Genomic DNA, 26,565 nt, shown 5'->3' with positions numbered 1-26,565 from the left:
ATGCCTCGGGTCAATGTTGAGACGTTAGCTGTGAAAAAAATAGGTGGCCGACCTAGGAATCGGCTGGAATACGAACAGGATTGGGATTAGAAATCGAGCTGGCTGAGCGGACGAATGCGTACGCCATCGCCTTCCATCGCGGCGCGCACCGCCCTGGCAATGGCAACCCCCTGCGGGTTGTCGCCATGCACGCAGATCGTGTGGACCCGCATGTCGAGCTTGCGGCCGCCAACGGTATGAATCGCCTGCTCCCGAACCATCTGCAAGGCACGTGCCGCCGCAACGCCCGGGTCGTGGATGACGGCGCCCGGCTGGTTGCGCGGCAGCGTTAAGCCGTTGTCGCCATAGAGACGATCCGCAAAGACCTCGCAGGCCATGCGCACGCCGCCCCGGCGGGCCGCGCGCTCGGTTTCATTGTGCGGCGTGCAGACCAGCACGAGATCCCGGTCAAGGGCGCGCATGGCGCCGATGAGTGCGTCGGAAAGCTCGGGGCACTCGAAGGCCATCGTGGCCAGGGCGCCATGGAGCTTGACGTGCGTCACGCGATGGCCCACGGCCTGCGCCATCCCCTGCAGCGCGGCAATCTGGTAGATCAGCATCTTCTCGATGTCACCGGGACTGTCCCCGACGATCTTGCGCCGGCCAAAACCGTACAGATCGTTAAAGCCAGGGTGCGCACCAACATCGACGCCTCGCGACAGTGCCTGGGCCGCGGTCTGGTGCATGACGACGGGATCGCCGCCATGAAAGCCGCAGGCCACGTTGGCCGACGTGACGATGGCCAGCATGGCGCCGTCGTCCCCTATTTCATAAGGGCCAAAGCTCTCGCCCAGGTCTGAATTCAGATCGACTTCCCGCACTTTCATTCTCCGAAACGCCACTCGGCGCCGCTTGGTATACCACTGGCACGCAAAATGCATGCCATTTGCCGGGCAGCAGAATCCTGATGGCCGCATCCCCAAAATCGGGCGTTTCAACTGGAGAAAGCATGACAAGCAAGTTGCAGAAAATGGTTAGTACCGTGGCGGCCGCCGCGGCCTTGCTGGCAGGTGCAGCCCACGCGGCGGAACTGAACTTCGCGAGTTGGGGCGGCGCCTACCAGGGCGCGATCCGCGAGGCCTGGCTGAAGCCGTTCGCCAAGGACACTGGCGTCAAGCTGACGGAAGACACCGATCCGCAGGTCGCAAAGATCCGCGCCATGATCGACACCAAGACCGTGAACTGGGATGTGGTGACGGAGAACAGCGCACGGCTGACGCGCGGCATCAAGCTGGGCGTATTCGAAAAGATCACGCCGGAGATGGTGGATCAGAAGCACGTGATCCGCGGCGCGCGCAACGACTATGGTGTGCCGTCCGAGATCTTCTCGACCGTGGTGGGTTTTTCGTCCAAGACGTTCCCGGCCGGCAAGCCCCAGCCATCCACCTTCGCGGATTTCTGGGACGTGGCCAAGTTCCCGGGCAAGCGCACGCTGCAGGACGATCCGGCCACCGTCATCGAGGCCGCGCTGATCGCCGACGGCGTTGCGCCCGCCGACGTCTACAAGGTGCTCGCCACGCCTGCTGGCGTGGACCGCGCCATGAAGCAGATCGAGAAGATCAAGCCAAGCGTCGCCATGTGGTGGAAGAACGGCGCCGAGCCGGTCAACGCGCTAGGCAGCGGCGAGGTCGTCATGGCGCTGGGCTGGAACGGCCGCTTCCAGGCCGGCATCGATTCCGGGCTGCCGATCCAGATGGGTTGGGGCAACGCCGTGGCGCAGGTTGGCTACTTCGCCCTGGTCAAGGGTGCGCCGCATCGCGACGAAGCCCTGAAGCTGCTGAACTACATCATCCAGCCGAAGAACCAGGCCGAATTCAGCAAGCACATCGCCTACGGTCCCACCACCGAAGCCGCCTTTCCCCTGATCGACGAGGCCCGCAAGCAGCGCCTGCCTTCCACGCCCGAACGGCTGAAAAGCGCGTTGTTCCTCGACTCCGAATTCTGGGAAAAGCAGGGGCCGGCCATCGTCGAGCGCTACAACCAGATCCGCGCACGTTGATTCGTACCACCGCGAGGTAACTGCATCATGACAGGCACCGCCCTGCCCCTTCCCCCCGCCTCGACCGCACCCGCCGTGAGGCAGGCGCGCCGCCGTCCGAGCCGCGCGGCGGTGCTCGCCAGCTTGCCGTTGTTGCTCTTCCTGCTGTGCTTCTTTGTCGGGCCCATCGCGGGCCTGCTCAAGGAAGGCTTCTATCAGGACGGCGTGGCGACGCTGGCCAACTACCGCCACCTGATCGACACGCCAATCTACCGGATCGTGCTGGGCAACACCTTCACCATCGCCGCGGCGGTGACGCTGTCCTGCGTGCTGATGAGCTACCCGCTTGCCTACCTGATGGCCAGCGTGCGGCCCAATGTGGCCAAGCTGCTGTTCTTCGCGGTGCTGCTGCCGTTCTGGTCGAGCGCACTGGTGCGCACCTCTGCCTGGATCGCGCTGCTGGGCAAGAACGGGCCGCTCAATGCCCTCCTGACGGGCAGCGGCATTCTGGACCAGCCGATGGCCTTCCTCTACAACTTCACCGGTGTGATGATCGGCATGACCCATGTGCTGATGCCCTTCGTGGTGCTGCCGCTCTATGCCTCGTTCCGCTCGCTGGACCACACCCTGGTGCAGGCCGCGCAGAGTCTCGGCGCGGGTTCGGTGAGCATCTTCAGCCGCGTGGTGCTGCCGCTAACCAGCCCCGGGGTGGTGGCGGGCGGCATCATCGTCTTCATGAATGCGGTGGGCTACTACATCACGCCCTCGCTGATGGGAGGCCCGGCCCAGCGCATGGTGGCCGAGCTGATTTCCTACAACATCACCGAGGAACTGAACTGGGGCCTGGCCGCGGCGTTAGCCGCCGTGCTGCTGCTCACGGTGCTAGCATCGCTGTGGCTCTTCAATCGCCTCTTCGGCCTGGACAAGCTGATCGCCGGTTCGACCAGCAAGGGCAGCAGCACGCCTGGCACGGGGCGCACTCCGGGCGGTCGGCTCGCCGTGGCCGCCGGCATTGCCTGCGCCGTGTTCCTGGTGCTGCCGATCGTCATCGTGATCCCGATGAGCTTCGGCACCACCGATTTCCCGGTGTTCCCGCCGCCGCAGTATGGGCTGCGCTGGTACGCCAGTTTCTTCGACGACGCCAAATGGCTCGATGCTCTCTGGTCGAGCCTGCGCGTTGGCGCGATCGTGACGGTGCTGGCCACCCTGCTTGGCACCGCCGCGGCGCTGGGCGTGCACAAGATGGCGTCGGCGCGCAAGGGCTGGCTCGATGCCCTGTTCGTCGTGCCGATGTCGGTGCCGGCGATCATCACCGCTGTGTCCCTCTACTACCTGCTGGCGCCGCTGGGCTGGGTGGCCAACTCGCTGGCCATCGTCATCGGCCACACCGTGCTAGCCACGCCCTACGTCTACATCACGGTGCGCGCCGCGCTGCGCAGTTTCGATCCCAGCCTGGAACTGGCAGCGCTGAGCCTGGGCGCCCCGTGGCCGACCATGTTCCGGCTGGTGATGCTGCCGGCGCTGCTGCCCAGTCTCGTCGGCGGCGCGGTGTTCGCCTTCGTGACCTCGTTCGACGATGTCGTGATGGCGCTGTTCCTCACCACCATCCGTAACCGCACCCTGCCCAAACTGATGTACGAGGGCCTGGCGCACGATTTCGATCCAACGGTGATCTCCGCGTCCTGCGTGCTGATTGCCGCTACAGCGCTCATCCTGATGGCCAACCAGTTGCTGGGAAAGAAGAAAGGAGCATGACGATGCAAGCCACCCTCTCGCCAACCGCGTCCCCGCCCTATGCTGCGGCGCCTGCGCTGCAGCTCTCCGAGCGCCCCGAGGCCCAGGGCAAGGACATCTCGGTGCGCGCCGTGCGCAAGTCCTATGGCAGCACGGTCGCGCTGCCGGATGTCTCGCTATCGGTGGCACGCGGCGAATTCTGTACCCTGCTTGGCGCCTCGGGCTCGGGCAAGACCACGCTGCTGAAGATCATCGCCGGCTTCGAAGCGCCCGACACCGGCAGCGTGCACATCGCCGGCCGCGACGTCACCCACACGCCGATCGCCGAACGCAATATCGGCATGGTGTTCCAGAACTACGCGCTGTTCCCCCATATGTCGGTGTTCGAGAACGTAGCCTTTGCGCTTCGCATGCGGCGCCTCAACCATGAGGACATCAAGCGGCGCGTTGGCGAAGCGCTCGAGCTGGTGAGCCTGCAGGCCCTGGCAGCGCGCCTGCCACGCGAGCTCTCAGGCGGGCAACAGCAGCGCGTCGCGCTGGCCCGCGCGCTGGTCTTCATGCCGGACGTGCTGCTGATGGACGAACCGCTTGGCGCGCTCGACAAGAACCTGCGGCAGGCGATCCAGCTGCAGCTCAAGAAGCTGCACCACGACCTCGGCCTGACGGTGGTCTTCGTCACCCACGACCAGGAGGAAGCCATGAACCTGTCGGACCGCATCGTCATCATGGACCAGGGCCGCATCGTGCAAGCGGGCGCGCCCGCCGCGCTGTACCGCTCGCCCGATACGCCGTTCGTCGCGGGCTTCCTCGGCGAATGCAACTTCCTCGGAGAACCCGCCCGCGTGCTCGGGATCAGGCCGGAGAACGTGCGCGTTGGCGCGCAGCTTGGCACGTCGGACGTACGGCACGAGGGCCGCGTGGTGGCGTCGACCTTCTGCGGCCTGCACTGGAAGGTATTCATCGCCTGGCGGGACAGGACCATCGTTGCCTATGCGGCTGCCGGCATGGCTGGTACCGATCACGAGCCCGGGCGGCTCGTAGCCTGGGGGTTCAGCCCCAGCGACGCCATGGTGTTCGCCACCCAATGAGGGCCGGTGAGCACCAGCAGCGCGACAGCATATTCACTACCGCACCAACATGAAAACACTGACAAAAATCGAGACTGACCACGGCGCTGCCGCAAGCGAGCTGGACGACATCGCGCTGACCTCGACCACGCCCGCCGGGGACATCCCCGACCTGGCGGGCGATGCCTACAACACGCTGCTTGACATGATCCAGCTGGGCCGCTTGCGCACCGAGACGCCACTGCAGGAACGGGCGCTGGCGGCAACGCTGGGCATCTCGCGCACGCCGCTGCGCGAAGCCATGAGCCGGCTCATCGGCGGCGGCTTTGCCGTGCGCACGCCGCGCGGGCAGCTCATGATCAAGGAGCCCACGCTGCGCCAGTATCTGGAGATTCTCCAAATGCGGGGCCTGCTGGAAAGCGAAGCCGCCGCCCAGGCCGCGAGCCGGATGGACCCCAAGCATGCGCAATACGTCATCGCCCAGGTGGAGGCGCATCTGCTGGCGCGCAACACCACCAAGGACGAGAACCACAGGATCGATAACCTGCTGCACGACACCGTCGCCACGGCCAGCGGCAACCAGATGCTGGCGCAGACGATCCATGACCTGCGCATCAAGGCCAGATGCTTCGACCAGAACGGCGCACCCGAGCGTTTCGAGCCCTGCGCACGCGAGCATATCGCCATCCTGCAGGCCATCGCCGAGCGCAACCCCGACGCGGCGCGCGCCGCCATGAGCCTGCACCTCGCCAACGCACGCGCCGGCCTGGTTGCGCGCCATACAAACCTGTGACTCCGTGTGTCCATCAACACGTCCATCAACACGTCCATCAATGCTTCCATCAACCAGCAGATTCATACATGACAAGTACATCGCGCATTGACGAAAGCGCAAAGGGCGTCTTCATCATCTCCGCGACCCCCTTCACGGAACAGGGGGCGCTCGACCTGGAGAGCACCGACCGCCTGGTCGATTTCTACCTCGGCAAGAAGGTCGCGGGCATGACCATCCTCGGCATGATGGGCGAAGCGCCCAAGCTGTCGGAGGAGGAGTCCATGATTTTCGTGCGCCGCGTCCTCGAGCGGGTCGATGGCCGGGTGCCGGTGATTGTCGGGGTGAGCCACGCGTCGAATCAGCATGTGGAGCGCCTGGCGAGGACCTCGATGGCGCTCGGCGCGGCCGGGGTCATGCTGGCGCCAGCGGCAAACCTCAGGACCGACGACCAGGTTTATGGCTACTACGCCGCCATTGCGCGCCTGCTTGGACCGGATGTGCCGATCTGCCTGCAGGACTTCCCCCAGGCCACTGGCGTCTACACCTCGGTCGACGTCGTCCTGCGGATGGTGCGGGAATTCCCGCAGGTGGTGATGTTCAAGCACGAGGAGCTACCCGGCCTGCGCAAGCTCTCGCAGATTCGTGCCCAAAGCGAGGCGGAAGGCCTGCGTCGCATCAGCATCCTGGCCGGCAATGGCGGCCTGTTCCTGCCGCAGGAGATGCTGCGGGGCGCGGATGGCGCGATGACCGGCTTCGCCTACCCCGAGATGCTGGTCCAGGTCTGCGACCTTTTCGCCCAGGGTAGGGCCGGTGAAGCTGAAGACCTGTTCGATCTGTACCTGCCGCTGCTGCGCCATGAGTTCCAGTACGGCATCGGCCTGGCACTGCGCAAGGAAACCCTGCGCCGGCGCGGTGCGATCGCCAGTGCCGCGGTGCGCAAGCCCGGACCGGTGCTGGACGCAACCGACCTTGCGGAGCTGGAGCGGCTGATCGGCCGCCTGGAAGCCAGTTTGGCGAACGCCGGCCAGGCTGGTCACTGACGCCAGGGGAGACAGGGAAACAGCATGACTTTCGACTTCTGTATCACCGGCGCATCGATCGTGGACGGCAGCGGCAGACCCGCCTTCGTTGGCGACGTGGGCGTGAAGGACGGGAAGATCGCGGCCGTTGGTGAGCTTGCCCACGCCAGCGCGGTGGAACGCATCGATGGCCGTGGCCGGGTTGCCGCGCCTGGCTTCATCGACGTCCATACGCACGACGACCGCGCCTTGCTGATGCCGGGCGCGATGACGGCGAAGCTGTCCCAGGGCGTGACAACCGTCGTCACCGGCAACTGTGGACTCAGCCTGGCGCCTGCGCGGCCGGGCACCGCCATACCGCCTCCGCTGGACCTGATCGCCACGCCGGAATGGCTACGTTTTCCTGCCTTCCGCGATTACCTCCACGCCTTGGACGCGAACGGGACCGCGGTCAACGCCGTCTGCCTTGTGGGCCACCTGACGCTGCGGGCCAGCGTCATGGACAACCTGGAACGCCCGGCCACCCCGGCCGAATGCGATGCCATGCAGCGCCTGCTGGCAGACGCGCTCGAGGCAGGTGCCTGGGGCATGTCCACCGGCACCTTCTATCCGCCCGCGCGGCTTGCCACCACCGACGAAATCGTCGCGGTAGGCGAGCCCCTGCGGGCCCATGGCGCGCTCTATGCCACCCATATGCGCAACGAAGCCGAGAAGATCATCGATGCGCTGGATGAAACCTTCGAGATAGGCAGGCGGCTTGGCGTACGCGTTCTGATCTCGCACCACAAGCTGGCGGGCATCGCCAATCACGGGCGCTCCGCCGAGACGCTGAAGCACATCGCAGCCGCGATGCAAACGCAGCCGGTATCGCTGGATTGCTACCCCTACAACGCGTCTTCCACGGTACTGCGGCCGGAGTTCGTGGCGCGCGCCGCCGCCGTGATGGTCAGCTGGTCCACGCCACATCCGGAACATGCCGGCAGGCTGCTGGCCGATATTGCGCGCGAGATGGGCTGCGGCGATGAACAAGCCGCCGCGCGCCTGGCACCCGCCGGCGCCGTCTACTTCATGATGGACGAGGGCGACGTGCGCCGCATCCTTGCCTTCCCCAAAGCCATGATCGGCTCGGACGGCATGCCGCACGACGAGCATCCCCACCCGCGCCTGTGGGGAACATTTCCCCGAGTGCTGGGCCACTACTCGCGCGAGGAGCGGCTTTTCCCGCTGGTCACGGCAATCCACAAGATGAGCGGCCTGACCGCCGGCGAGCTCGGCATCGCCGACCGCGGCCATATCGCCGTTGGCCAGGCGGCCGATCTTGTGCTGTTCGACCCGGACACGGTCGGGGATCGCGCGACCTTCGCCAAGCCGGCCACGCTATCGGCAGGTATCGAGAGCGTCTGGGTCAACGGACGGCTGGCTTTCGCAAAAGGAGAAGTGCGGGACGATCGCGCGGGACGTGTACTGACCAGGACACCATCACAACCCGTCCAAGCGTAGCAATCCGTTTGGCACGTGTATTGCTTGCACTCCATTGGCATACCAATGGCACACAAGCCTCATATCAACCACCAACGCAATGCCATGTGCGATCGATCGATCCCCATGGGCGCGTATAGGAAAGCAGCGCAAGCCATGTCTGTTCTTAGCTTAGATACCCGCCTGGCGTCCCGCCTGAGCGCCGCGCGGCCGTCGGCCACGGGGGCTGTTGCCGAAGCCGCCCGCCTCATGGTGGCGCAAGGCCGCGCAGTCATCAGCCTGGCCGAGGGGGAACTCGACTTCGATACGCCCGCGCACATACGGCAGGCTGCCGTCGCCGGCATCATGGACGGGCATACGCGCTACACAAACGTGGCAGGCACGCCCCAACTCAGGGCCGCGATCGTGCGCAAGTTCGTACGTGACAATGCCCTGCACTACGACGAGAGCGAGGTCATTGCCGCGACGGGCGCAAAGCAGATTCTCTTCAATGCCTTGCTGGCCACCGTCAACGACGGGGACGAAGCCATTGTCGTGGCGCCCTGCTGGGTGTCCTATTCCGAGATGGTGCGCATTGCCGGAGGCACGCCAGTGGCGGTGACGCCGGCGGCCGATGCCGGCTTCAAGCTGACGCCGGACGCACTCGCCGCCGCCATCACGCCCAGGACACGCTGGCTGATGCTGAACTCACCCTGCAATCCTTCCGGATCACTCTACTCCGCCGACGAACTGCGTGGGCTGGCGGACGTGCTGCGCGCACATCCCCGCGTGCTCGTGATGTCAGACGACATCTATGAAAAGATCGTGTTCGAGGGCGAGTTCTGCTCCTTTGCGCAGGCGGCGCCGGACATGAAGGCGCGCACGCTCACCGTCAATGGCGTCTCCAAGGCTTACGCCATGACGGGGTGGCGGCTGGGCTATGCCGGCGGCCCGCGGTGGCTGGTCAAAGCGCTGGAGATGTTGCAATCCCAAAGCACTAGCAACCCCAGCTCGGTTAGCCAGGCCGCGGCCATCGCCGCGCTCGACGGGCCGCAGGGTTTCCTGGAGGACTGGATGGCGCGCCTGCGCTGGCGCCGGGACCTTGCCATCGATCTGCTCGCGGGGGCGGCGCCGCTGTTGACCATGCGCACGCCGCCCGCGGCCTTCTACCTCTATGCGGATTGCAGCGGCACGCTTGGCATGCGCACGCCGGGCGGCAGCCTCATCGAAAGCGACCTGGACCTGGCGCGCTACCTGCTGGAGGAAGCGGGTGTCGCGGTCGTGCCTGGCACGGCATTCGGCCTGGCGCCGTACCTGCGGTTTGCCTATGCGGTCTCCGATGACCGTCTGCGCATGGCATGCGAGCAGATCGTCCGGGCCTGCCGCAGGCTGTCCAGGCCATGAAAGCGGCGGACATGGATGCACCGGCGCAACCCGGGAGCGTGGCGGAGCCCGGGCCTGCGCACCAGCGCCTGCGCGACGGATGGCACATCGAGCCCGCCGGCGACCGCTGCCTGTTGATCCGCCTGGGCAACCGGGTCGATGCCGAAGTCAGCCAGACAGTGCACGCGGTGACGGCATGGCTGTCCAGCCACGCCCTGCCTGGCGTCGTCGACGTGGTGCCGGCGTTCACCACGGTGGCCGTCCACTACCTGCCCGCCCAGTTGCCACGCGGCGAGGGCTCCGCCTCGCAGTCCCTGAGCGCGACCATAGACCATCTCCTGTCACAAGGCGTGCCCAGGATCGCGGGCTCCGCACGCCTGGTGGAAATTCCGGTGTGCTATGGCGGCGAGTACGGCCCCGACCTGGAAGACGTCGCGCACCAATGCAGTATCTCCACCGGCGAGGTCATCCGCCTGCATACCGCCGCGCCGCTCGTCCTCTATACGTTCTTCTTCGCGCCGGGCACCCCGTTCGCCGGACCGCTGGATCCCAGGCTGCAGGTGCCGCGCCGTGCGGTGCCGCGCACCCGTGTGCCGGCCGGGTCCGTGGCGATCGCCAACGGGATTTCCTCCATCTACCCAACTGAATCCCCCGGCGGGTGGAACCTCATCGGCCGTACGCCCTGGACCTTGTTCGACATCCGCAAGAGCCCGCCGACGCGCCTGCAGATCGGCGACCGCCTGCAATTCATGCCGATCACGCCACGCGAGTTCGAAGCGCTGCTGGAGCCGCACCAATGAACCATATGCTGGTTGAGAAGCCCGGGGTGTTTTCCCTCCTCCAGGACACGGGGCGCAACGGCTACCAGCGCTATGGCGTACCGGTCAATGGGCCGATGGACGAGTGGGCGCACCGCGTCGCCAATACCCTGGTAGGCAATGGCGAGGAGGCCGCCACCCTTGAGTGCACGCTGAAGGGACCCAGCATCAGCTTCTCCCGCAACACCCTGATCGCCCTGAGCGGCGCGGATATGCGGGTCACCGCGGGCGGTGCGCAGATACCGATGCACTGTGCCGTCGTGCTGCGCCACGGCGTACGCCTGGAGTTCGGCGAGCGCAGGTCGGGTGCCCGCTCCTATCTCGCGGTGCGGGGCGGATTCGATGCCCCGCTCGTGCTGGGCAGCCGCAGCACCTACGTGCGGGGCGGCTTCGGCGGCTTCGAAGGCCGCGCGTTGCGCCGCGGCGACCGGGTGCCGGTGGCATCGCCAAGGGGCGAAGTCCTGGAACTCGAGCGCATGATGATCCAGAGCGGCATGCCCTTCGTCGCCGCGGCGGCGCCGGACACCACACCACTGTCATCGGCCACGCAGGCGCTGCGCTTCGTACCTGGCCCGCAGTGGCAGTCCTTCACCAGCCAGGCGCGGCACGATTTCGAATCCGGGTGTTTCCGGGTTTCGGCGCAATCCGACCGCATGGGCTACCGGCTGGAAGGTCCCGAGTTGAGATTGGCGCAGCCACTGGAAATGATCTCCGAAGTCGTGACCTTCGGCACCGTCCAGGTGCCACCGGGCGGTAGTCCCATCGTGCTGATGGCCGACCGCCAGAGCGCCGGCGGGTATCCGAAACTGGCCTATGTCGCCAGTGCCGACCTGCCGTCGCTGGCGCAGGCCCTGCCAGGCGATGCGCTGCGCTTCCAGGCCATCACCCAAGCCGAGGCAGAGGCACTCTGCCTGGAAGTCGAAGATCGCTTTGCCCGCGTCAGCGTACTGGGCGCAAAGGCGCTTGGCCTCTCCATCCCATAACGCAAAAGGAATCCATCATGCCGTTCATCGATATCAACTGCGATATGGGCGAGAGCTTCGGGCCCTGGGTCATGGGCAACGACCGCGCGATCCTGCAGCATGTCACCTCCGCCAACATTGCCTGCGGATTCCATGCCGGGGATCCGGACACGATGCTCGAGACGGTCCGTGCGGCCGCGGCCGCCGGCGTGGCGGTTGGCGCGCATCCGGGACTCCCCGATTTGCAAGGCTTCGGCCGCCGCGCCATGGCCATGATGCCAGGCGAGGTCTATGCCCTCATCGTGTATCAGGTGGGAGCCATGCTGGGCGTCACCCGCGCGGTGGGGGTCCCCCTGCACCACGTGAAGACACACGGCGCGCTCTACAACATGACCGCGCGCGACCCGGCGCTTGCCCAGGCGGTAGCGCAAGCCGTGCACGACATCGATCCCAAGCTGATGGTCTACGTCGCCAACGCCAACATGGCGAGCGCCGCCCGCGCGATGGGCCTGCGCGTGGCCTTCGAGGTCTATGCGGACCGCAGCTACCAGGACGACGGCACGCTGACCCCGCGCTCCGAGCCGCACGCGATGATCGAAGACGTGGCGGAATCGATCGCCCAGGTCAAGCGCATGGTGACCGATGGCAGCGTGATCTCGCTCGCAGGCAAGACCGTTCCCATCGCAGCCGACACGCTCTGCATCCATGGAGACCAGCCCGGCGCGGCGGTATTCGCGGCGCGTATCCGCGCCGCGCTCGATGCCGATGGCATCGGCGTGCGGCCCGTCTGACGTATTCCGCCACCGATGCACGAAACGCTCACGAAACGCACACGCCCCGCGCCCCATTCCGACCGACCCTCCCCACACCAAGGTGATCCTCATGTCATCCAAGCTGACTCCGCGCCCCAAGCGCATGCTCAACCTCGCGGCGTGCGCCGTTGCGCTGGCACTCGGCACGCTCGCTGGCACCGGCGCGCATGCGCAGACGCGCGGCGGCACGTTGCGCGCGATCGCGCAGCCCGAGCCACCCACGCTCATGCTCGGCCTCAATCAGCAAACGCCCACCCAATACGTGGCGGGCAAGATCTATGAAAGCCTGCTGACGTGGACGCCGGACATGAAGCCGAAGCCGGGCCTGGCCAGGTCCTGGACCATCTCGCCCGACGGCAAGGTCTACACGTTTGAGTTGCAGCCGAACGTCAAGTGGCACGATGGCAAGCCGTTCTCGGCAGACGACGTTGTGTTCTCGGTCGACAAGTTCCTGCGCACGGTGCACCCGCGCGCGCGGGTCATCATCGAGCAGTTCGTGGACACCGTGAAGGCACTCGGCCCAAACAAGGTGCAGATCACGCTGAAGGCGCCATTTGCTCCGTTTCTGAAAGCCTTCGTCAGCGACAACATGCCGATCGTGCCCAAGCACATCTATGACGGCACCGACTACGCCAAGAACCCGGCCAACCAGACGCCAATCGGGACCGGCCCGTTCAAGTTCAAGGAGTGGAAGAAAGGCGCGTACATCATCCTCACGCGCAACCCCGATTACTGGCAAGCCGGCAAGCCTTACCTGGACGAGATCGTCTTCAACGTGATTCCCGATGCAGCCTCGCGCGCGGTTGCTTTCGAGCGCGGCGACGTTCAGGTGGTGAGTGCAGGTGACGTGGACAACGTGGAGGTGAAACGTCTCAAGGCGCTGCCGGGCGTGCAATACACGACGAAGGGCTGGGAGATGTTCTCCAAGCTGGCCTATATCCAGATGAACCAGCGCAAGCCGCCTTTCGACAACGTCAAGGTGCGCCAGGCCGTGATGGAGGCCATCAACCGCAAGTTCGTCGTGAACAGCATCTTCTTCGGTCTCGGCAAGGTTGCCACAGGTCCGATTTCTTCCACCACGCCCTTCTACGATGCCAACGTGCCGGCCTACAACTTCGAACTGAAGAAAGCACGCGCGCGGATCAAGGAGTCGGGTGTCGACCCCGCGAAGACGCCGATCAAGATCCTGTCGTATCCCTACGGCGCGACCTGGGACCGGCTCGGCGAGTACACGCGCCAGAGCCTCGAACAGCTTGGCTTCAAGGTCGAGATAGAGTCGGCGGATGCGGGCACGTGGGCCAAGCGCGTCTCGGATTTCGATTTTGACCTCACCTTCAGCTTCACGTCGCAATATGGCGATCCGGCACTGGGCGTCTCGCGTCTTTACCTGGCCCGCAACATGGTCAAGGGCTCTGCATTCGTCAACAACCAGGGATACCGGAACGACGCGGTTGACGCGATGTGGGACAAGGCAGCCGCCGCGACCTCTAACGACGAGCGCCAGAAGCTGTACTCCAGCATCCAGAAGACACTCGTGGAAGAGGTGGCGAACGGGTACCTGTTCGAGATGGAGATTCCGACGCTCTACAACGCGAAGGTGCACAACCTGATCCAGACGGCGATCGGTCTTAACGACACATTCGCCGATGCCTACATCGACAAGTAAGCACCGGTGCGCGGCGATGCGCCGGGCAAGTGGCACGGCGCATCGCTCCTCCTCGTCAACCTTCTTGGAATCTATCCCGTGGATAAGGCACTGTCAGTGTTCGCGCGGCTCGGCAAGGCAGCCCTGGTCGTGCTGGGCGTCGTCGTCGTCAACTTCCTGTTGATCCGCCTGGCGCCGGGCGATCCGGCCGCCGTGCTGGCGGGCGAATCGGGGGCCTCGGACCCCACCTACGTGGCACAGCTACGGCAAGAGTTCGGCCTCGACAAGCCGGTCTATGTGCAACTGGCGAGCTACCTGAACGGCGTGGCGCACCTCGACCTGGGCTACTCATACCGTGAGCGCTTGCCGGTGCTCGATATCATTCTCGACCGCCTGCCCGCCACGCTGCTGCTGATGTCGTGCGCGTTCGCCTTCGCGCTGGTGTTCGGCGTGTTGTTCGGTGTGGTGGCCTCGCGCAGCCGCTATCAGGGCACGCACCCATGGCTCGACAGCGTGCTGATGACGGGATCGCTTCTGATCTACGCCACGCCGCAGTTCTGGCTGGCACTGCTGGCCATTCTCTTCTTTTCCCTGCACCTGGGCTGGCTGCCGCCCTACGGCATGGAGACAGTCGGGGGCGCGTTGACCGGCTGGGCGCGCGTGCGCGACGTTGCGCATCACCTGGTGCTGCCTACCGCGTCGCTCGGCTGCTTCTTCATGGCGGTCTACGCGCGGCTGACGCGCGCTTCCATGCTCGAAGTGCTGGGCATGGATTTCATCAAGACGGCGCGCGCCAAGGGGGTTTCAGTGGGCGGGACCATCCGCCATCACGCGCTGCGCAATGCCTTGCTGCCGGTGGTGACTTTCGCGGGGATCCAGCTGGGGCAGATGGCCGGCGGCGCGGTGCTTACCGAAACCGTATTCGGATGGCCCGGCATCGGACGGCTGATGTTCGATGCGCTGCTCCAGCGCGACTATCAATTGCTGCTCGGTGTGTTCCTGGTGACATCGACGATGGTGGTGGTCTTCAACCTGCTCACCGATCTCGCCTACCGGCTGATCGATCCACGCATCCAGCAAGCCTGAGGAGCCTCACATGTCTTTCCTGAAACGATTCGTCGCCAACCGCGGCGCGGCCGTCGGCCTCGCGCTGCTACTGGTGGTGATCCTGACGGGCATCCTTGCCCCGACGCTCTATCAAGATCCCCCATGGATGATGGTGGCGGAGCCGCTGCTCGGCCCGTTCGCCGACACCGCGTATCCGCTGGGCACCGATATGTTGGGCCGCGACATCGCGGCGGGCCTCGCCTACGGCGCGCGGGTGTCGCTGATGATCGGCGTGATCTCTACGCTGGTGGCGGTCCTGATCGGCCTCGTGGTGGGTGCCCTGGCGGGCTACCACGGCGGCCGCGTGGACGACGCCCTGATGCGGGGGACGGAGTTCTTCCAGACCATTCCACAGCTGGCCATGGCACTCGTCCTGGTGGCGATCTTCAAGCCGTCGCTGTACTCGATCGTCGGGGCCATCTCCATGGTGTCGTGGCCGCCGGTGGCGCGCCTGGTGCGATCCGAGTTCATGACGCTCAAGCAGCGGGAATTCGTGCAGGCCGCCATCGTGATCGGCCAGAAGCCGGCCCGGATCATTTTCACCCAGATCCTGCCCAATGCCGCCTCGCCGATCATCGTGACGGCCTCGCTGATGACCGCGACGGCCATCCTGACCGAATCGGCGCTGTCTTTCCTCGGGCTGGGCGACCGCAACCTGATGAGCTGGGGATTCATGATCGGCGCCGCGCGCACGATGCTCCGCGAAGCGCCGTGGATGAGCCTCTGGCCCGGCATTGCCATCATGCTGACGGTGCTGGCCATCAATCTGATCGGCGAGGGGCTCAACGACGCCCTCAACCCTCAACTGCGCAAGCGGGGAGCTTAATACCGTGGCTACAGGCAATCCAGGCAATCCAGGCCAGGGCGCCGCCCTGCTCTCCATCCGCGGATTAAGCATCCCGCTTCCGGCTGGCGGCGACCGCCAGTATGCCGTGCGCGATGTGTCGTTCGACATCCGCGCCGGCGAGATCCTCTGCATCGTCGGCGAATCCGGATCGGGGAAATCGATGAGTGCCAACGCCATCATGGGCTTGCTGCCCACCTATCTGCGTCCGCAGCAGGGGCAGATCCTGCTGCACGGCGAGGATCTGCTCGGCATGGACGAGGCGGCGCTGCGCGGCATGCGCGGCAGGGACATGGCGATGATCTTCCAGGAGCCGCTGTCGGCGCTCAACCCGCTGCAGCCGGTGGGCGCGCAGATCGCCGAGGTCATGCGCGTCCATGCGGCCTATCCAGGTCCGGCACGCGAGGCCCGTGTACTAGAACTGCTCGACTTCGTCGGCTTGCCGGATCCGGCAGGGTTGTTTCATGCCTGGCCGTTCAGCCTTTCGGGTGGCCAGCGCCAGCGCGTGATGATCGCGATGGCGCTGGCGCTGGAGCCGGCGCTGCTGATCGCCGACGAGCCCACCACGGCGCTGGACGTCACCACGCAGGCGCAGATCCTCGCGCTGATCGCCCGCATCCAGCGCGAGAAAGGCATGGGTGTCATGTTCGTGACGCACGATTTTGGCGTCGTGGCCGAAATCGCGGATCGTGTCGTGGTGATGGAGAAGGGCCTGCTGGTCGAGGAGGGTACGGCCGACCAGGTGCTGAACCGCCCCCGCCATCCCTACACGCAGCGGCTGATCGCCAGCGTGCCGTCACGCCGGCCGGGCAATCGCGAAAACAAAGACCCGGCCGACGCAGCGAACGGATATCCGGTGCTGCGCGTCGAAGCGCTGCGCAAGACCTATGTCAGCCCGGGCGGGCTGTTCAAACGCAAGCGCGTGGTCGAAGCCGTCAAGGACGTGAGCTTCTCGGTCGGCGCCGGCAAGACGCTGGGTATCGTCGGCGAGTCGGGTTCAGGCAAGTCCACGATCGGCAAATGCCTGCTCAAGCTGACCGGAACCGACGGCGGTGGGATGTATTTTGATGGGCGCGACATCGCCCCGTTGAGCGAGCGGGAGTTCCGGCCGTTACGCCGCCATATCCAGATGATCTTCCAGGACCCGTTCGCCTCGCTCAATCCGCGCCATACGGTGGGGCGCATCCTCTGCGATGGCCCGCTCGCGTGTGGCGTGTCCCGGGAACAGGCACTGGCGAGAGCGCGCGAGCTGTTGCAGCTCGTCGAGCTCGATGCCTCGGCATTCGACCGCTATCCGAGCCAGTTCTCCGGCGGCCAGCGCCAGCGCATCGGCATCGCGCGGGCGCTGGCGATGGAGCCGCGGCTGATCGTGGCCGACGAATCGGTATCTGCGCTCGATGTCTCCGTGCAGGCGCAGGTGCTGCGGCTGCTTCGCGCCGTGCAACAGCGCCTCGGCATCGCGCTGGTCTTCATCACCCACGATCTGCGTGTGGCGGCGCAGATTTGCGACGCGGTGCTGGTCATGCACCGGGGCAGCGTGGTCGAACAGGGCAGCCCTGCCCAGATCTTCGAGACACCCCAGCATGCCTACACGCGCCAGCTCATCGACGCGATGCCGGGGCGTGACTGGGATCCGTCACTTGCCAAGCAGACGGCCACGCAAGCCGAGGTGCAGGCAGACACGATGGCAACCATCCCATGACCATCGCCGAACCGGATTTCGCCCTCGCCACCGCGCTGTTCGACCGCTTGCGCGAACAAAGTTTTGACGGCGTCGGCGTCACGCGAGACAGCTACGGCGCAGGCGAGCAGCGGGCGCACCGGCTTGTCGCCGACGCCGCCCGCGCGCTCGAACTGCAGGTGGCGACCGATGCGGCGCTCAATCTCTATCTGACATTGCCGGGCACGGATCGCGGTGCTGCAGCGGTCATGACGGGTTCGCATCTCGACTCGGTACCGCGCGGTGGTAATTTCGACGGCGCCGCCGGGGTCGTCGCCGGTCTCGCCGTGCTGGCTGGCTGGCGCAAGGCGGGCTTTGTGCCGCGTCGCGAAGTCACCGTAGCCGCAATCCGCGCCGAGGAGAGCGCTTGGTTTCCGGTGTCCTATGCCGGCAGCAAGGCCGCCTTCGGACTACTGGAGCCGCAGGCGCTTGACAGCGTGCGTGCCGACACCGGGCGCAGCCTGGCCGACCATCTGCGTGAAGCCGGCGGACGGCCGGACGACGTCCGCGCGGGCCTGGCGTATCTGTGCGCCGACCGCATCGATTGTTTTGTCGAACTTCATATCGAGCAGGGACCGGTGCTGCTGGAGGCGGGCGACGTCGTGGGCATCGTCACCGGCATCTGCGGCAGCCAGCGCTACCGGCATGCCCGCGTGCAGGGAGCCTATGCGCATTCCGGCGCGACGCCGCGCAGCCACCGGCAAGACGCCGTGGTCGCGACCGCGGCGCTGATCCACGCGCTGCAACAGGACTGGATCGCACTCGAGGCGCAAGGGCATGAACTCACGCTGACGTTCGGCCGCTGCATGACGGACCCGTATCAGGCCGACTTCAGCAAGGTCGCCGGCCTGGTCGAATTCAGTATCGACATGCGTTCCCGCAGCCGCGCCACGCTCGACCTGATGGATGCGCGGGTACACGCTGCCGCGGCAGGCATTGGCACGCAGCACCACGTGCAAGTCGATCTCGGTGCCGCGTCGTCCAGTGCCGCGGCACAGATGGATCCGTCGCTCCAGCACGCCCTGCTCTGCTCCGCGAGCCAGGGCGGCGTACGCGCGCGGGCCATGCCCAGCGGCGCGGGACATGACGCGGCACTGTTCGCCGCCCAGGGCATACCCGCTGCGATGATCTTCGTGCGCAATGCCCATGGCAGCCACAACCCCGACGAGTCGATGGACCTCGCCGACTTCACCGTCGCCACGCGGCTGCTGGCCGGCACGTTAGCAGCGCGTGCGGGCTAGGATGCCTGCAGCACGACCTGCAGCACAACCCACATCGCCATTCACAACACACCCCATGCCTGATTCCCGTGCAACGCCCATGCCAGTCTGCCTGATTACCCAGCCCATCCACCCCATCGGCGCGGAGCGCCTGCGCGCCGCGGGCTTCGATGTGCGCCCGGGCCAGGCCGGTGACGAAGCCGCTCGCATCCGTGAAGTCGCGGGCGCCGACGCTGTGATCGTGCGCGAAGGTCTGACCGCCGCGATGATCGATGCCGCACCGCGGCTCGCAGTCATCAGCAATCATGGCACTGGCACCGACAAGATCGCGGTCGCCCATGCGCATGAGCTGGGCATCCCGGTGGTGTCCACGCCCGACGCCAACATCGGCGCCGTGGCCGAACACACGCTGATGCTGATGCTCGCGGTCGCGCGCCGGGCGCCGCTGGCCGACGCAGCCACGCGGCAGTCAGACTGGCGCTACCGATACGCGGCACCGATGCTCTCGCTCCGTGGCAAGACCCTCGGCGTGATCGGCTTCGGCCGCACGGGGCGCCTGGTCTGCGACATGGCGCGCGCGGGACTCGGCATGCGCGTGCTGGTGTGGTCGCCCAGCGCGCCGACGTGCGAGGTCGAAGCGCACGGCGCGACGCGGGTATCGGCGCTGCCCGAGCTGCTGGCGGCCTCCGACGTTGTCTCCCTGCACCGTCCGCTGCGTGCCGACACGCGCCACACGCTCGATGCGAAGGCGCTGCGCAACATGAAGCCACGCGCCATCGTCATCAATACATCGCGCGGCGGGCTGATCGACGAAGCCGCGCTGGCCGCGGCGCTAAAGGAAGGCAGGCTCTTCGGCGCCGGACTGGACGTTTTCGCGCAGGAGCCGCTCTGCGCGGCGTCCCCGCTGGCCGGGCTCGACAACGTCGTGCTGAGCCCGCACCTTGCCGGCTCCACCGAGGAGGCGCTACATGCCACGGCACTCCAATGCGCCGAACAGATCATCGACGTGTTCGCGGGGCGGCAACCGAAACACCTTCTCGACGCGCGCGTGTGGTTGCGCAGGCGCGTTCCCGTTATCACGCCATCCAAGGAAGTCCAGTCATGAATCCCCCCGTTTGCAAGCTGACGCAGGGCACCATTCCCCTGGTAGTCTCGATTCCGCACGGCGGCGAGCTGTTGCCCGACGCGTTCGCCGCGCAAATGCAAGACGTGGCGCGCGTGCGTGCCGATACCGACTGGCATCTGGGGCGTCTCTACGCGTTCGCGACAACGCTGGGCGCCTCCGTCGTGGCAGCCAACTACTCGCGCTACGTGATCGACGTGAACCGCCCCGCCAACGGCGAAAGCCTCTATCCGGGCCAGAACACCACGGCGCTTTGCCCACGCGACACATTCCTGGGCGAGCCGCTGTATCCCGATCCCGAGTCTCCGTCCTCCGCCGAGATCGCGGACCGTATCCGCGATTACTGGAATCCGTATCACAGCACGCTGGCCGCCGAGATCGCGCGCCTGCGCCAAGTGCACGGGCACGTGCTGTTGTGGGAAGCGCACTCGATCGCCAGCGTGCTGCCCCGCCTGTTCGCGGGCCGCTTGCCAGATCTGAACATCGGCACCAACAGCGGTGCCAGTTGCGCGCCGGCGCTGCGCGAGGCCGTCATCGCCGCCGCGTCGGCCAGTCCCTTCTCGTGGGTCGCCGACGATCGTTTCAGAGGCGGGCATATCACGCGGCACTACGGCCAGCCGCAGCGGGGGGTGCACGCGGTGCAACTCGAAATGGCGCAGGCCATCTACATGGATGAAGCGGCACCGTTCGGCTACCGTGAAGACCTGGCCGCGAGGCTGTGGCCAACACTGCGCGACATGGTAGGCGGAGCGCTCGCGGCAATGGCAACGCTGCGGCCCGTCGCGGCCGACGCACAGGCTTGAATCAGGCTTGACACCTCGCTCGCGCCCGACGGTCGGCGTGGATCCGCCGCCCGATGGCGCGCTTCTTGCGTCGTCACGGGCCCCTCTTGCCGTTACCGCGCTTGTGCCTTGGCGCCACCTTGTATGTCAGCCGTTAGCAGGCCTCCCGCCATACCCCTGAACCTTCGCCAGATCGAAGTCTTCCACGCGATCATGGTCACCGGCTCGCTGAGCGAGGCCGGGCGCATGCTGTGCGTGTCACAGCCGGCAATCAGCCGGGTGCTGGCAACCGCGGAAAGCCGCCTGCGGTTCCTGCTGTTCGAACGGGTCAAGGGACGGCTGCAGCCCACGCCGGAGGCGCGCCGGCTGTTCGAGGAAGTCGAGGTCATCCTCAAGGGCGTCGCCCAGTTCAATGCGGTGGCCAGCAGCCTGGGCGAACAGAACCAAGGCAAGTTGTCGATTGTCTCTAGTCCGAGCTACAGCGAATGGCTGATGCCGCGCGCCATCCAGCGCTTCCGGCTGCGGCATCCCGCCGTCCGTGTCCACTACCGGCCCATGCCGTTCGACGCCTTGCTGCCGTTCGTGGTGCAGGGGCACGCAGACCTCTGCATTGCATCGATGGCGCCGCCCGACGGCGCGAATCTCCGGACCCGGGAAATCGGCGAGGGGCGGATCCTGTGCGCGCTGCCCAAGGGACACGCGCTAGCGGCGCTGGACGTTGTGACAACCAGCAACTTGCGCGGCCAGACCTTCATCGGCTATGGCGCAGACACCCCTTTCGGCCAGCTCTCCTCGCATTTCCTGTCGTCGGGCCAGGGGCCACTCACGCCGGACATCGAGATTCGCTCGACACCCGAAGCCATGGCGCTGGTGCGCCAGGGTGTCGGGGTGGCCTTGGTGGAGTCGTTCGGATACACAGCATCCGCATCGGACGACGTCGTGCTCAAGCCGATCAGCCCGGCGCTCAGTCACAAGATCTACCTGATCCATTCGCGGCAGAGCCCGATGTCGACCCTTGCCAAAGGCTTTCTTGCCACGCTCGTGCACCTGCTGGACGCCGCACCGCGTGGGGATGCGCAGCGCCCGCCGATGTTCGCCTGAGCGGCGGTTGGCGGCGCGGTGGCGCGATTGCCACAGACCACCACCGCGCCCCATCACATATTGCCCAGGACCCATAACGAGGGGCTATGAGGCGGCTGCGAACCGGGGCTGCTCCCGAGGCATTTGTTCCTTTCAAATCAATGCGTTGGGCTTGCGAGACGGCGCCAATGCGCGCACTGCCGGCGCGCGGGGCGCCGCATTTCAAGGGCGGTATCGCGTCCCTATACTCGACACCACCCCATCGCACCAGAGGCTCCAGTACATGTCCAGCATCATCACCGTCGCCGCCGCCCAGCTCGGGCCCATCCAGAAGTCCGAAGGACGCGAGATCGCGGTCGCGCGGATGGTCCAACTGCTCGAACGTGCCTATCGGCGCGGCGCACAGGTCGTCGTGTTCCCCGAACTCGCGCTGACCACGTTCTTTCCACGCTGGTACCACGAGGACCTCGACGAGGCCGACCGTTGGTTCGAGGCGGCGCTGCCCTCGCCGGAGACTGCGCCACTGTTCGAGGCAATCCGCCGCTTTGGCCTGACGGTTTATCTGGGCTACGCCGAGATCGCTTATGAACCCGATGAAGCCGGTGTCATGCGTAAGCGCCGGTTCAACACCTCGGTGATCATCGCACCGTCGGGCGAGGTGATCCTCAAGTACCGGAAAGTCCATCTGCCCGGCCACGCAGAGTACGCGCCGGCGCGCAAGGTACAGCACCTCGAGAAGCGCTATTTCGAAGTCGGCAATCTCGGCTTCCCGGTGGTCCGGGCGCCGGTCGGCGAGGCCGAGGGCGTGAACATGGGCATGATGATCTGCAACGACCGCCGCTGGCCAGAGGCCTGGCGCGTGCTCGGGCTGCAGCAGGTCGAGCTCGTCATGCTGGGCTACAACACGCCAAGCATGAACATGGAGAATCGCGGCTTCGAGGCTCATCACCTGCGCGTGTTCCACTCCCAGCTGTCGATTCAGGCGGGCTGCTATCAGAACGCGTGTTTCGCGGTTGCCGTCGCGAAGGCCGGGACCGAGGACGGCCACGAAATGTTCGGCCATTCGATCATCGTCAATCCCCAAGGCGAAATCATGGCGCAGGCCACCAGCTGGGACGACGAGCTCATCGTGGCCGACTGCAACCTGGACCTGTGCAAACTGGGCCGGTCTACCGTCTTCAACTTCGGTTTGCATCGCCGCGTCGAGGCGTATTCACGCATCACGGACCAGGTCGGCAGCGTGGCTCCGCCGACCTGGCCGGCGCGCTGATCCCGTTTCCTGTCTTTCTTCGACCACCCACGGGCCTTCTCCATGCAGCCAACCGAAACCCCGGATGTCCATCCGGCACGACCACGACCCGCGCACGCGATCCGGCACGAGATGCTGGGTGACATGCGCGTCCCCGATTTCACCGACGTCGAGCTGGCGGCCCTGGACATCGCGCCCCATGTCGTTCGCACGCCGTTGCTGCGTTCGGCGGCACTCGACGCCATTGCCGGCGCGCCGGTCTGGCTCAAGGCCGAGAACCTGCAGGTCACGGGCTCGTTCAAGGCACGCGGCGCCTTCAATGCCCTGCTGTCGCTGCGCGGCGACCAGCGCGCGAAAGGCGTGATCGCCTATTCCACCGGCAATCACGGGCAGGCGATCGCCTGGGCCGCGCGCCAGCTCGGTGTGGCGGCGACCATCGTGATGCCGATCGATGCGCCACGCAACAAGGTCGAGCGCGCGCTGGCCCAGGGTGCGCGCGTCGTTCACTACGACCGCCTCCATGAGAGCCGCGAGGCGATCGGGATGCGGCTGCTCGGCGAAACCGGCGGCACGCTGATTCCGCCGGGCGACCATCCTGCGGTGCTTGCCGCCCAGGGCACGGTGGCCCTCGAGGCGTTGCAGGACCTGCCCGAGGCCGCGCTCGACAACCTCGGCCTGTTCGCCGCGCCCTGCGGCGGCGGCGGGTTGATGGCCGGTTGCGGCCTGGTTGTCGACGCATTGAATCCAGGCACGCGGCTGATCGCGGCCGAGCCCGCCGGTTTCGACGACACGGTGCGCTCGCTGCGCAGCGGCCTCAGGGAAATCAATGCGGCGGGCGCCACAACGCTCTGCGACGCGTTGCAGGCCACCACGCCAGCCGAACTACCCTTCGAGATCAACAAGCGCTTTCTCGACGGCGCGGTGGCGGTCACGGATGCGCAGGCCCGCGCCGCCATTCGCTTCGCGCTCGAGGAGCTTCGGTTGCTGGTCGAGCCCGGCGGAGCCGTCGCGCTGGCGGCCTTGCTCGCCGGCGTGATCGATCTCGAAGGCCGCGACGGCGTCATCGTCCTGTCCGGCGGCAACATCGATCTGCCCTTGCTTCAAACGATGCTGCAGCCCACTGCAGCCGCCGTGCACGGTACCTAAGACAGCCGTGTCACCGGCCCTGCGCGCATTGGCGCGAGCCGGCCTAGATGCCAACTTGCCTACCACGAAAGGAATACCACCATGTCTCTCCTCCGCCATTTCGACCGGCTACTCAGGCGAATGTCGCTGACGGCCGCCGCCATGCTGCTCACGGCGAACGCCTTCGCAGCCTATCCCGAGCGCCCCATCACGCTGATTGTCCCATTCAATGCAGGTACGACGCCCGACATCGTCTCGCGCTTGCTGGCCGATGCGGTCGGCCATGAAATCGGGCAGCAGATCGTGGTCCTCAACCGCGTGGGCGCGTCCGGCATCATCGGCACGCAGGCTGTGATCAACGCGCCGGCCGACGGCTACACCATCGGCTTCGCGAACGCCGGCACATTGGCCATCAACCAGTCCCTGTACAAGAAGCTGCCCTACGACGCCGACAAGCAACTGGCGCCCGTAGCCCTGACCGGATTCGTGCAGAACGTGCTGGCCGTGCGCAAGGACCTCGGCGTGAAATCGGTCTCCGAACTGATCACGCTGGCCAGGAGCGCGCCGGGCAAGCTCTCCGTCGGCTCGGGCGGCAACGGCACCACGGGCCATCTGAGCGCCGAGATGTTCAAGGCGATGGCGGGTGTGTCCATTACACATATTCCATACAAGGGCGGTCCCGAAGCGGATCTGGCGCTGATGCGCGGCGAAGTGGATCTGGTCTTCGAGAACATTACGTCGATCTCGCCATATCTGAAGAACGGCAGCGTCGTGCCGCTCGCCGTCACCGGTGCACGCCGCGACAGCCGCCTGCCGAAGCTGCCGACCATGGCGGAGACGGGGTTGAAGGATTACCAGGCGGTGGCATGGACCGGCTACGTCGCGCCCGCCGCGACCGACCCGCAGATCCTCGACTTTCTCAACAAGGCCTTCAATAAGGCGGCCAACTCGGACGCCATGAAAGCGCGGCTGGCCGACATGGCGTACGAGGTCACCACGGGGCCGCGCGGCGCGTTCTTCGATCTTGCCCGCAAGGAGCGGCCGGTCTGGGCCGCAGTGATCAAGAGTTCCGGCGCGGCAATCGACTGAGGCGCAAGGAACATGGCGCAATTCGACATACTGATTCGCGGCGGCACGGTGATTGACGGCACCGGCGCACCGCGCAGGCTCGCCGACATCGGGGTCGACGGATCGCGTATCACGGCACTGGGCGCGCTGGCGTCCGACTCCGCGGCGGTGGTGATCGATGCGCGGGACCGCATCGTCGCCCCCGGCTTCATCGACTCGCATACGCACGACGACCGCTATCTGACGCTCGATCCACTGATGCCGGCCAAGCTCAGCCAGGGCGTTACCACGGTCGTGACGGGCAATTGCGGGATCAGCCTGGCGCCCTGGCGTGCGCCTCCGGGACAGACCGTTCCGCCGCCGCTTGACCTGCTCGGCGCCGACCCGGCCCTCTTTCGTTACCCCGCGTTCGGCGACTATCTCGCCGAGCTGGCGCAGCATCCCGCTGCCGTCAACGCGGCCTGCCTGGTCGGCCATACGACGCTGCGGGCCGCGGTGATGGACCGGCTGGACCGGGCGGCGACGGACGCAGAGATCGCGGCGATGCAGGCATTGCTGCGCGGCGCCATGGAGAGCGGCGCCATCGGGCTCTCGACCGGGGCCGCCTATCCTGCCGCGATGTCCGCCACGACTGGCGAAATGGCCGCCGTGGCGGCGGTCATGCGCGGCTACGGCGGTGTCTACGCCAGCCATATCCGCGATGAGGGCGATCGGATCCACGAGGCGCTTGACGAAGCGTTCGAGGTCGGCGCGGCGGGCGGCGCGCCAGTCGTGGTCTCGCATCACAAGCTGATCGGCCCAAAGAACCACGGACGCTCGGTCGACACGCTGAGGCACATTGCTAACGCGGCGCAGCGTCAGCCGATCGGACTCGACTGCTATCCATATAACGCTGGTTCCACAATTTTGCGAAAGGACCGGCTCGCGGTGTCGAGCCGCGTCATCGTAACGCGCTCGGTACCACATCCCGAGTTCGCCGGACAGGACCTCGACGTCATTGCGGCAACGATGGGCCTCTCGCCCGAGGACGCCGTCGACGCGTTGCAGCCGGCAGGCGCGATCTACTTCCTGATGGACGAGCAGGATGTGCAGCGCATCCTCGCCTATCCCGAAACCATGATAGGCTCCGACGGGTTGCCCCACGACGCCGCGCCGCATCCGCGTCTCTGGGGCACGTTTGCGCGCGTGCTGGGGCACTACTGCCGGGACCTCGGCCTTTTCCCGCTCGAGCAGGCCGTGCACAAGATGACGGGCTTGACGGCCCGCTACTTCAGGCTACCGGGGCGCGGGATACTGTCACCCGGGAATTTCGCGGACATCACCATCTTCGATGCCGCCAGCGTGGCCGATATGGCGACTTTCGCGCGCCCTGTCGCGCCCGCGAGGGGCATCGAGACGGTGATCGTCAATGGCGCCATCGCGTGGAGCAGCGGCGAGAGCACCGGCGCCCGCGCCGGGGCGGTGATCCGCCGCAACGATACCGCCCGAGCTTAGCGCACGCATTTGCGTGCGGTTCCCGCTAGCTCCAGTGCCATCCTTCGTGACACCTCATCTCCC

23 protein-coding genes are annotated in these 26,565 nt (G+C 66.3%); 22 read left to right on the top strand and 1 reads right to left on the bottom strand.

The window, feature by feature from the left end; genetic code table 11:
• Positions 1 to 86: 86 nt before the first annotated feature.
• Positions 87 to 866 carry a LamB/YcsF family protein gene (locus AC1Q7Q_RS11690; protein WP_492372768.1) on the bottom strand — a complete coding sequence of 260 codons (780 nt, stop codon included), beginning with the start codon at positions 864 to 866 and terminating at the stop codon, positions 87 to 89.
• A 122-nt stretch (positions 867 to 988) separates the two neighbouring features.
• Here AC1Q7Q_RS11690 and AC1Q7Q_RS11685 point away from each other — a divergent pair, with 122 nt between their 5' ends.
• The 22 genes from AC1Q7Q_RS11685 (at position 989) to AC1Q7Q_RS11580 (ending at position 26,502) form a co-directional block, all read left to right on the top strand.
• Positions 989 to 2,038: an ABC transporter substrate-binding protein gene (locus AC1Q7Q_RS11685; protein ID WP_045242071.1), complete on the top strand. Its 1,050-nt coding sequence runs from the start codon at positions 989 to 991 to the stop codon at positions 2,036 to 2,038.
• A gap of 27 nt (positions 2,039 to 2,065) precedes the next feature.
• The gene (locus AC1Q7Q_RS11680; protein ID WP_253927698.1) at positions 2,066 to 3,772 is read left to right on the top strand and encodes an ABC transporter permease subunit; all 1,707 of its coding nucleotides are present in this window, start codon (positions 2,066 to 2,068) and stop codon (positions 3,770 to 3,772) included.
• 2 nt (positions 3,773 to 3,774) lie between these two features.
• Entirely contained in the window at positions 3,775 to 4,839 is a 1,065-nt protein-coding gene (locus AC1Q7Q_RS11675) for an ABC transporter ATP-binding protein (protein WP_253927697.1), read from the top strand.
• A 49-nt stretch (positions 4,840 to 4,888) separates the two neighbouring features.
• Positions 4,889 to 5,611 (top strand): GntR family transcriptional regulator, encoded by a 723-nt coding sequence (locus AC1Q7Q_RS11670; protein ID WP_253927696.1) that lies wholly within the window; start codon positions 4,889 to 4,891, stop codon positions 5,609 to 5,611.
• A gap of 68 nt (positions 5,612 to 5,679) precedes the next feature.
• Entirely contained in the window at positions 5,680 to 6,633 is a 954-nt protein-coding gene (locus AC1Q7Q_RS11665) for a dihydrodipicolinate synthase family protein (protein WP_492372767.1), read from the top strand.
• A gap of 24 nt (positions 6,634 to 6,657) precedes the next feature.
• A complete protein-coding gene (locus AC1Q7Q_RS11660) occupies positions 6,658 to 8,112 on the top strand; it encodes an N-acyl-D-amino-acid deacylase family protein (protein ID WP_492372766.1) in 1,455 nt (484 codons plus the stop codon).
• A 135-nt stretch (positions 8,113 to 8,247) separates the two neighbouring features.
• Positions 8,248 to 9,474, top strand: a complete 1,227-nt coding sequence (locus AC1Q7Q_RS11655; RefSeq protein ID WP_492372765.1) for a pyridoxal phosphate-dependent aminotransferase — start codon at positions 8,248 to 8,250, stop codon at positions 9,472 to 9,474.
• On the top strand, positions 9,429 to 10,253 hold the full coding sequence (gene pxpB, locus AC1Q7Q_RS11650; protein ID WP_492372764.1) for a 5-oxoprolinase subunit PxpB: 825 nt from the start codon (positions 9,429 to 9,431) through the stop codon (positions 10,251 to 10,253). Before AC1Q7Q_RS11655 ends, pxpB begins: the two co-directional genes overlap by 46 nt.
• Complete coding sequence (locus AC1Q7Q_RS11645; RefSeq protein ID WP_492372763.1) at positions 10,250 to 11,254, top strand: 5-oxoprolinase subunit C family protein; 1,005 nt, start codon at positions 10,250 to 10,252, stop codon at positions 11,252 to 11,254. The genes pxpB and AC1Q7Q_RS11645 overlap by 4 nt, the downstream gene beginning before the upstream one ends.
• A 17-nt stretch (positions 11,255 to 11,271) precedes the next feature.
• Complete coding sequence (locus AC1Q7Q_RS11640) at positions 11,272 to 12,024, top strand: LamB/YcsF family protein (protein WP_492372762.1); 753 nt, start codon at positions 11,272 to 11,274, stop codon at positions 12,022 to 12,024.
• 91 nt (positions 12,025 to 12,115) lie between these two features.
• A complete protein-coding gene (locus AC1Q7Q_RS11635; protein WP_492372761.1) occupies positions 12,116 to 13,711 on the top strand; it encodes an ABC transporter substrate-binding protein in 1,596 nt (531 codons plus the stop codon).
• 78 nt (positions 13,712 to 13,789) lie between these two features.
• Positions 13,790 to 14,776, top strand: coding sequence for an ABC transporter permease (locus AC1Q7Q_RS11630; RefSeq protein ID WP_045242101.1), 987 nt, complete (start codon positions 13,790 to 13,792; stop codon positions 14,774 to 14,776).
• A 10-nt stretch (positions 14,777 to 14,786) separates the two neighbouring features.
• Entirely contained in the window at positions 14,787 to 15,623 is an 837-nt protein-coding gene (locus AC1Q7Q_RS11625; protein ID WP_492372760.1) for an ABC transporter permease, read from the top strand.
• A 4-nt stretch (positions 15,624 to 15,627) separates the two neighbouring features.
• On the top strand, positions 15,628 to 17,343 hold the full coding sequence (locus tag AC1Q7Q_RS11620) for an ABC transporter ATP-binding protein (RefSeq protein ID WP_492372759.1): 1,716 nt from the start codon (positions 15,628 to 15,630) through the stop codon (positions 17,341 to 17,343).
• Complete coding sequence (locus AC1Q7Q_RS11615; protein ID WP_492372758.1) at positions 17,340 to 18,602, top strand: Zn-dependent hydrolase; 1,263 nt, start codon at positions 17,340 to 17,342, stop codon at positions 18,600 to 18,602. Before AC1Q7Q_RS11620 ends, AC1Q7Q_RS11615 begins: the two co-directional genes overlap by 4 nt.
• Positions 18,603 to 18,657: 55 nt before the next feature.
• Positions 18,658 to 19,686, top strand: coding sequence for a hydroxyacid dehydrogenase (locus AC1Q7Q_RS11610; protein WP_492372757.1), 1,029 nt, complete (start codon positions 18,658 to 18,660; stop codon positions 19,684 to 19,686).
• Complete coding sequence (gene hutG, locus AC1Q7Q_RS11605; protein ID WP_492372756.1) at positions 19,683 to 20,507, top strand: N-formylglutamate deformylase; 825 nt, start codon at positions 19,683 to 19,685, stop codon at positions 20,505 to 20,507. The genes AC1Q7Q_RS11610 and hutG overlap by 4 nt, the downstream gene beginning before the upstream one ends.
• Positions 20,508 to 20,630: 123 nt before the next feature.
• The gene (locus AC1Q7Q_RS11600; RefSeq protein WP_492372755.1) at positions 20,631 to 21,587 is read left to right on the top strand and encodes a LysR substrate-binding domain-containing protein; all 957 of its coding nucleotides are present in this window, start codon (positions 20,631 to 20,633) and stop codon (positions 21,585 to 21,587) included.
• A 262-nt stretch (positions 21,588 to 21,849) separates the two neighbouring features.
• Entirely contained in the window at positions 21,850 to 22,836 is a 987-nt protein-coding gene (locus AC1Q7Q_RS11595) for an N-carbamoyl-D-amino-acid hydrolase (protein WP_253927682.1), read from the top strand.
• A gap of 42 nt (positions 22,837 to 22,878) precedes the next feature.
• Positions 22,879 to 23,961, top strand: a complete 1,083-nt coding sequence (locus AC1Q7Q_RS11590) for a threonine ammonia-lyase (RefSeq protein WP_492372754.1) — start codon at positions 22,879 to 22,881, stop codon at positions 23,959 to 23,961.
• Positions 23,962 to 24,042: 81 nt separating this feature from the next.
• A complete protein-coding gene (locus tag AC1Q7Q_RS11585) occupies positions 24,043 to 25,029 on the top strand; it encodes a Bug family tripartite tricarboxylate transporter substrate binding protein (RefSeq protein WP_492372753.1) in 987 nt (328 codons plus the stop codon).
• Between the two features lie 12 nt (positions 25,030 to 25,041).
• Positions 25,042 to 26,502 (top strand): N-acyl-D-amino-acid deacylase family protein, encoded by a 1,461-nt coding sequence (locus AC1Q7Q_RS11580; protein ID WP_492372752.1) that lies wholly within the window; start codon positions 25,042 to 25,044, stop codon positions 26,500 to 26,502.
• Positions 26,503 to 26,565: the final 63 nt, after the last annotated feature.

The organism is Cupriavidus sp. GW823-FHT07A04, assembly GCF_058794615.1.
Note: the sequence above shows the minus strand (reverse complement) of the source record. Positions and strands in the feature narration are given on the sequence as shown.

Coding starts and splice junctions, on each gene's coding strand:
- AC1Q7Q_RS11670 (WP_253927696.1), top strand. CDS start 4,889: ATGAAAACACTGACAAAAATCGAGACTGACCACGGCGCTGCCGCAAGC.
- AC1Q7Q_RS11600 (WP_492372755.1), top strand. CDS start 20,631: ATGTCAGCCGTTAGCAGGCCTCCCGCCATACCCCTGAACCTTCGCCAG.
- AC1Q7Q_RS11660 (WP_492372766.1), top strand. CDS start 6,658: ATGACTTTCGACTTCTGTATCACCGGCGCATCGATCGTGGACGGCAGC.
- AC1Q7Q_RS11675 (WP_253927697.1), top strand. CDS start 3,775: ATGCAAGCCACCCTCTCGCCAACCGCGTCCCCGCCCTATGCTGCGGCG.
- AC1Q7Q_RS11595 (WP_253927682.1), top strand. CDS start 21,850: ATGTCCAGCATCATCACCGTCGCCGCCGCCCAGCTCGGGCCCATCCAG.
- AC1Q7Q_RS11615 (WP_492372758.1), top strand. CDS start 17,340: ATGACCATCGCCGAACCGGATTTCGCCCTCGCCACCGCGCTGTTCGAC.
- hutG (WP_492372756.1), top strand. CDS start 19,683: ATGAATCCCCCCGTTTGCAAGCTGACGCAGGGCACCATTCCCCTGGTA.
- AC1Q7Q_RS11680 (WP_253927698.1), top strand. CDS start 2,066: ATGACAGGCACCGCCCTGCCCCTTCCCCCCGCCTCGACCGCACCCGCC.
- AC1Q7Q_RS11610 (WP_492372757.1), top strand. CDS start 18,658: ATGCCTGATTCCCGTGCAACGCCCATGCCAGTCTGCCTGATTACCCAG.
- pxpB (WP_492372764.1), top strand. CDS start 9,429: ATGCGAGCAGATCGTCCGGGCCTGCCGCAGGCTGTCCAGGCCATGAAA.
- AC1Q7Q_RS11640 (WP_492372762.1), top strand. CDS start 11,272: ATGCCGTTCATCGATATCAACTGCGATATGGGCGAGAGCTTCGGGCCC.
- AC1Q7Q_RS11690 (WP_492372768.1), bottom strand. CDS start 866: ATGAAAGTGCGGGAAGTCGATCTGAATTCAGACCTGGGCGAGAGCTTT.
- AC1Q7Q_RS11625 (WP_492372760.1), top strand. CDS start 14,787: ATGTCTTTCCTGAAACGATTCGTCGCCAACCGCGGCGCGGCCGTCGGC.
- AC1Q7Q_RS11665 (WP_492372767.1), top strand. CDS start 5,680: ATGACAAGTACATCGCGCATTGACGAAAGCGCAAAGGGCGTCTTCATC.
- AC1Q7Q_RS11590 (WP_492372754.1), top strand. CDS start 22,879: ATGCAGCCAACCGAAACCCCGGATGTCCATCCGGCACGACCACGACCC.
- AC1Q7Q_RS11585 (WP_492372753.1), top strand. CDS start 24,043: ATGTCTCTCCTCCGCCATTTCGACCGGCTACTCAGGCGAATGTCGCTG.
- AC1Q7Q_RS11580 (WP_492372752.1), top strand. CDS start 25,042: ATGGCGCAATTCGACATACTGATTCGCGGCGGCACGGTGATTGACGGC.
- AC1Q7Q_RS11655 (WP_492372765.1), top strand. CDS start 8,248: ATGTCTGTTCTTAGCTTAGATACCCGCCTGGCGTCCCGCCTGAGCGCC.
- AC1Q7Q_RS11635 (WP_492372761.1), top strand. CDS start 12,116: ATGTCATCCAAGCTGACTCCGCGCCCCAAGCGCATGCTCAACCTCGCG.
- AC1Q7Q_RS11645 (WP_492372763.1), top strand. CDS start 10,250: ATGAACCATATGCTGGTTGAGAAGCCCGGGGTGTTTTCCCTCCTCCAG.
- AC1Q7Q_RS11685 (WP_045242071.1), top strand. CDS start 989: ATGACAAGCAAGTTGCAGAAAATGGTTAGTACCGTGGCGGCCGCCGCG.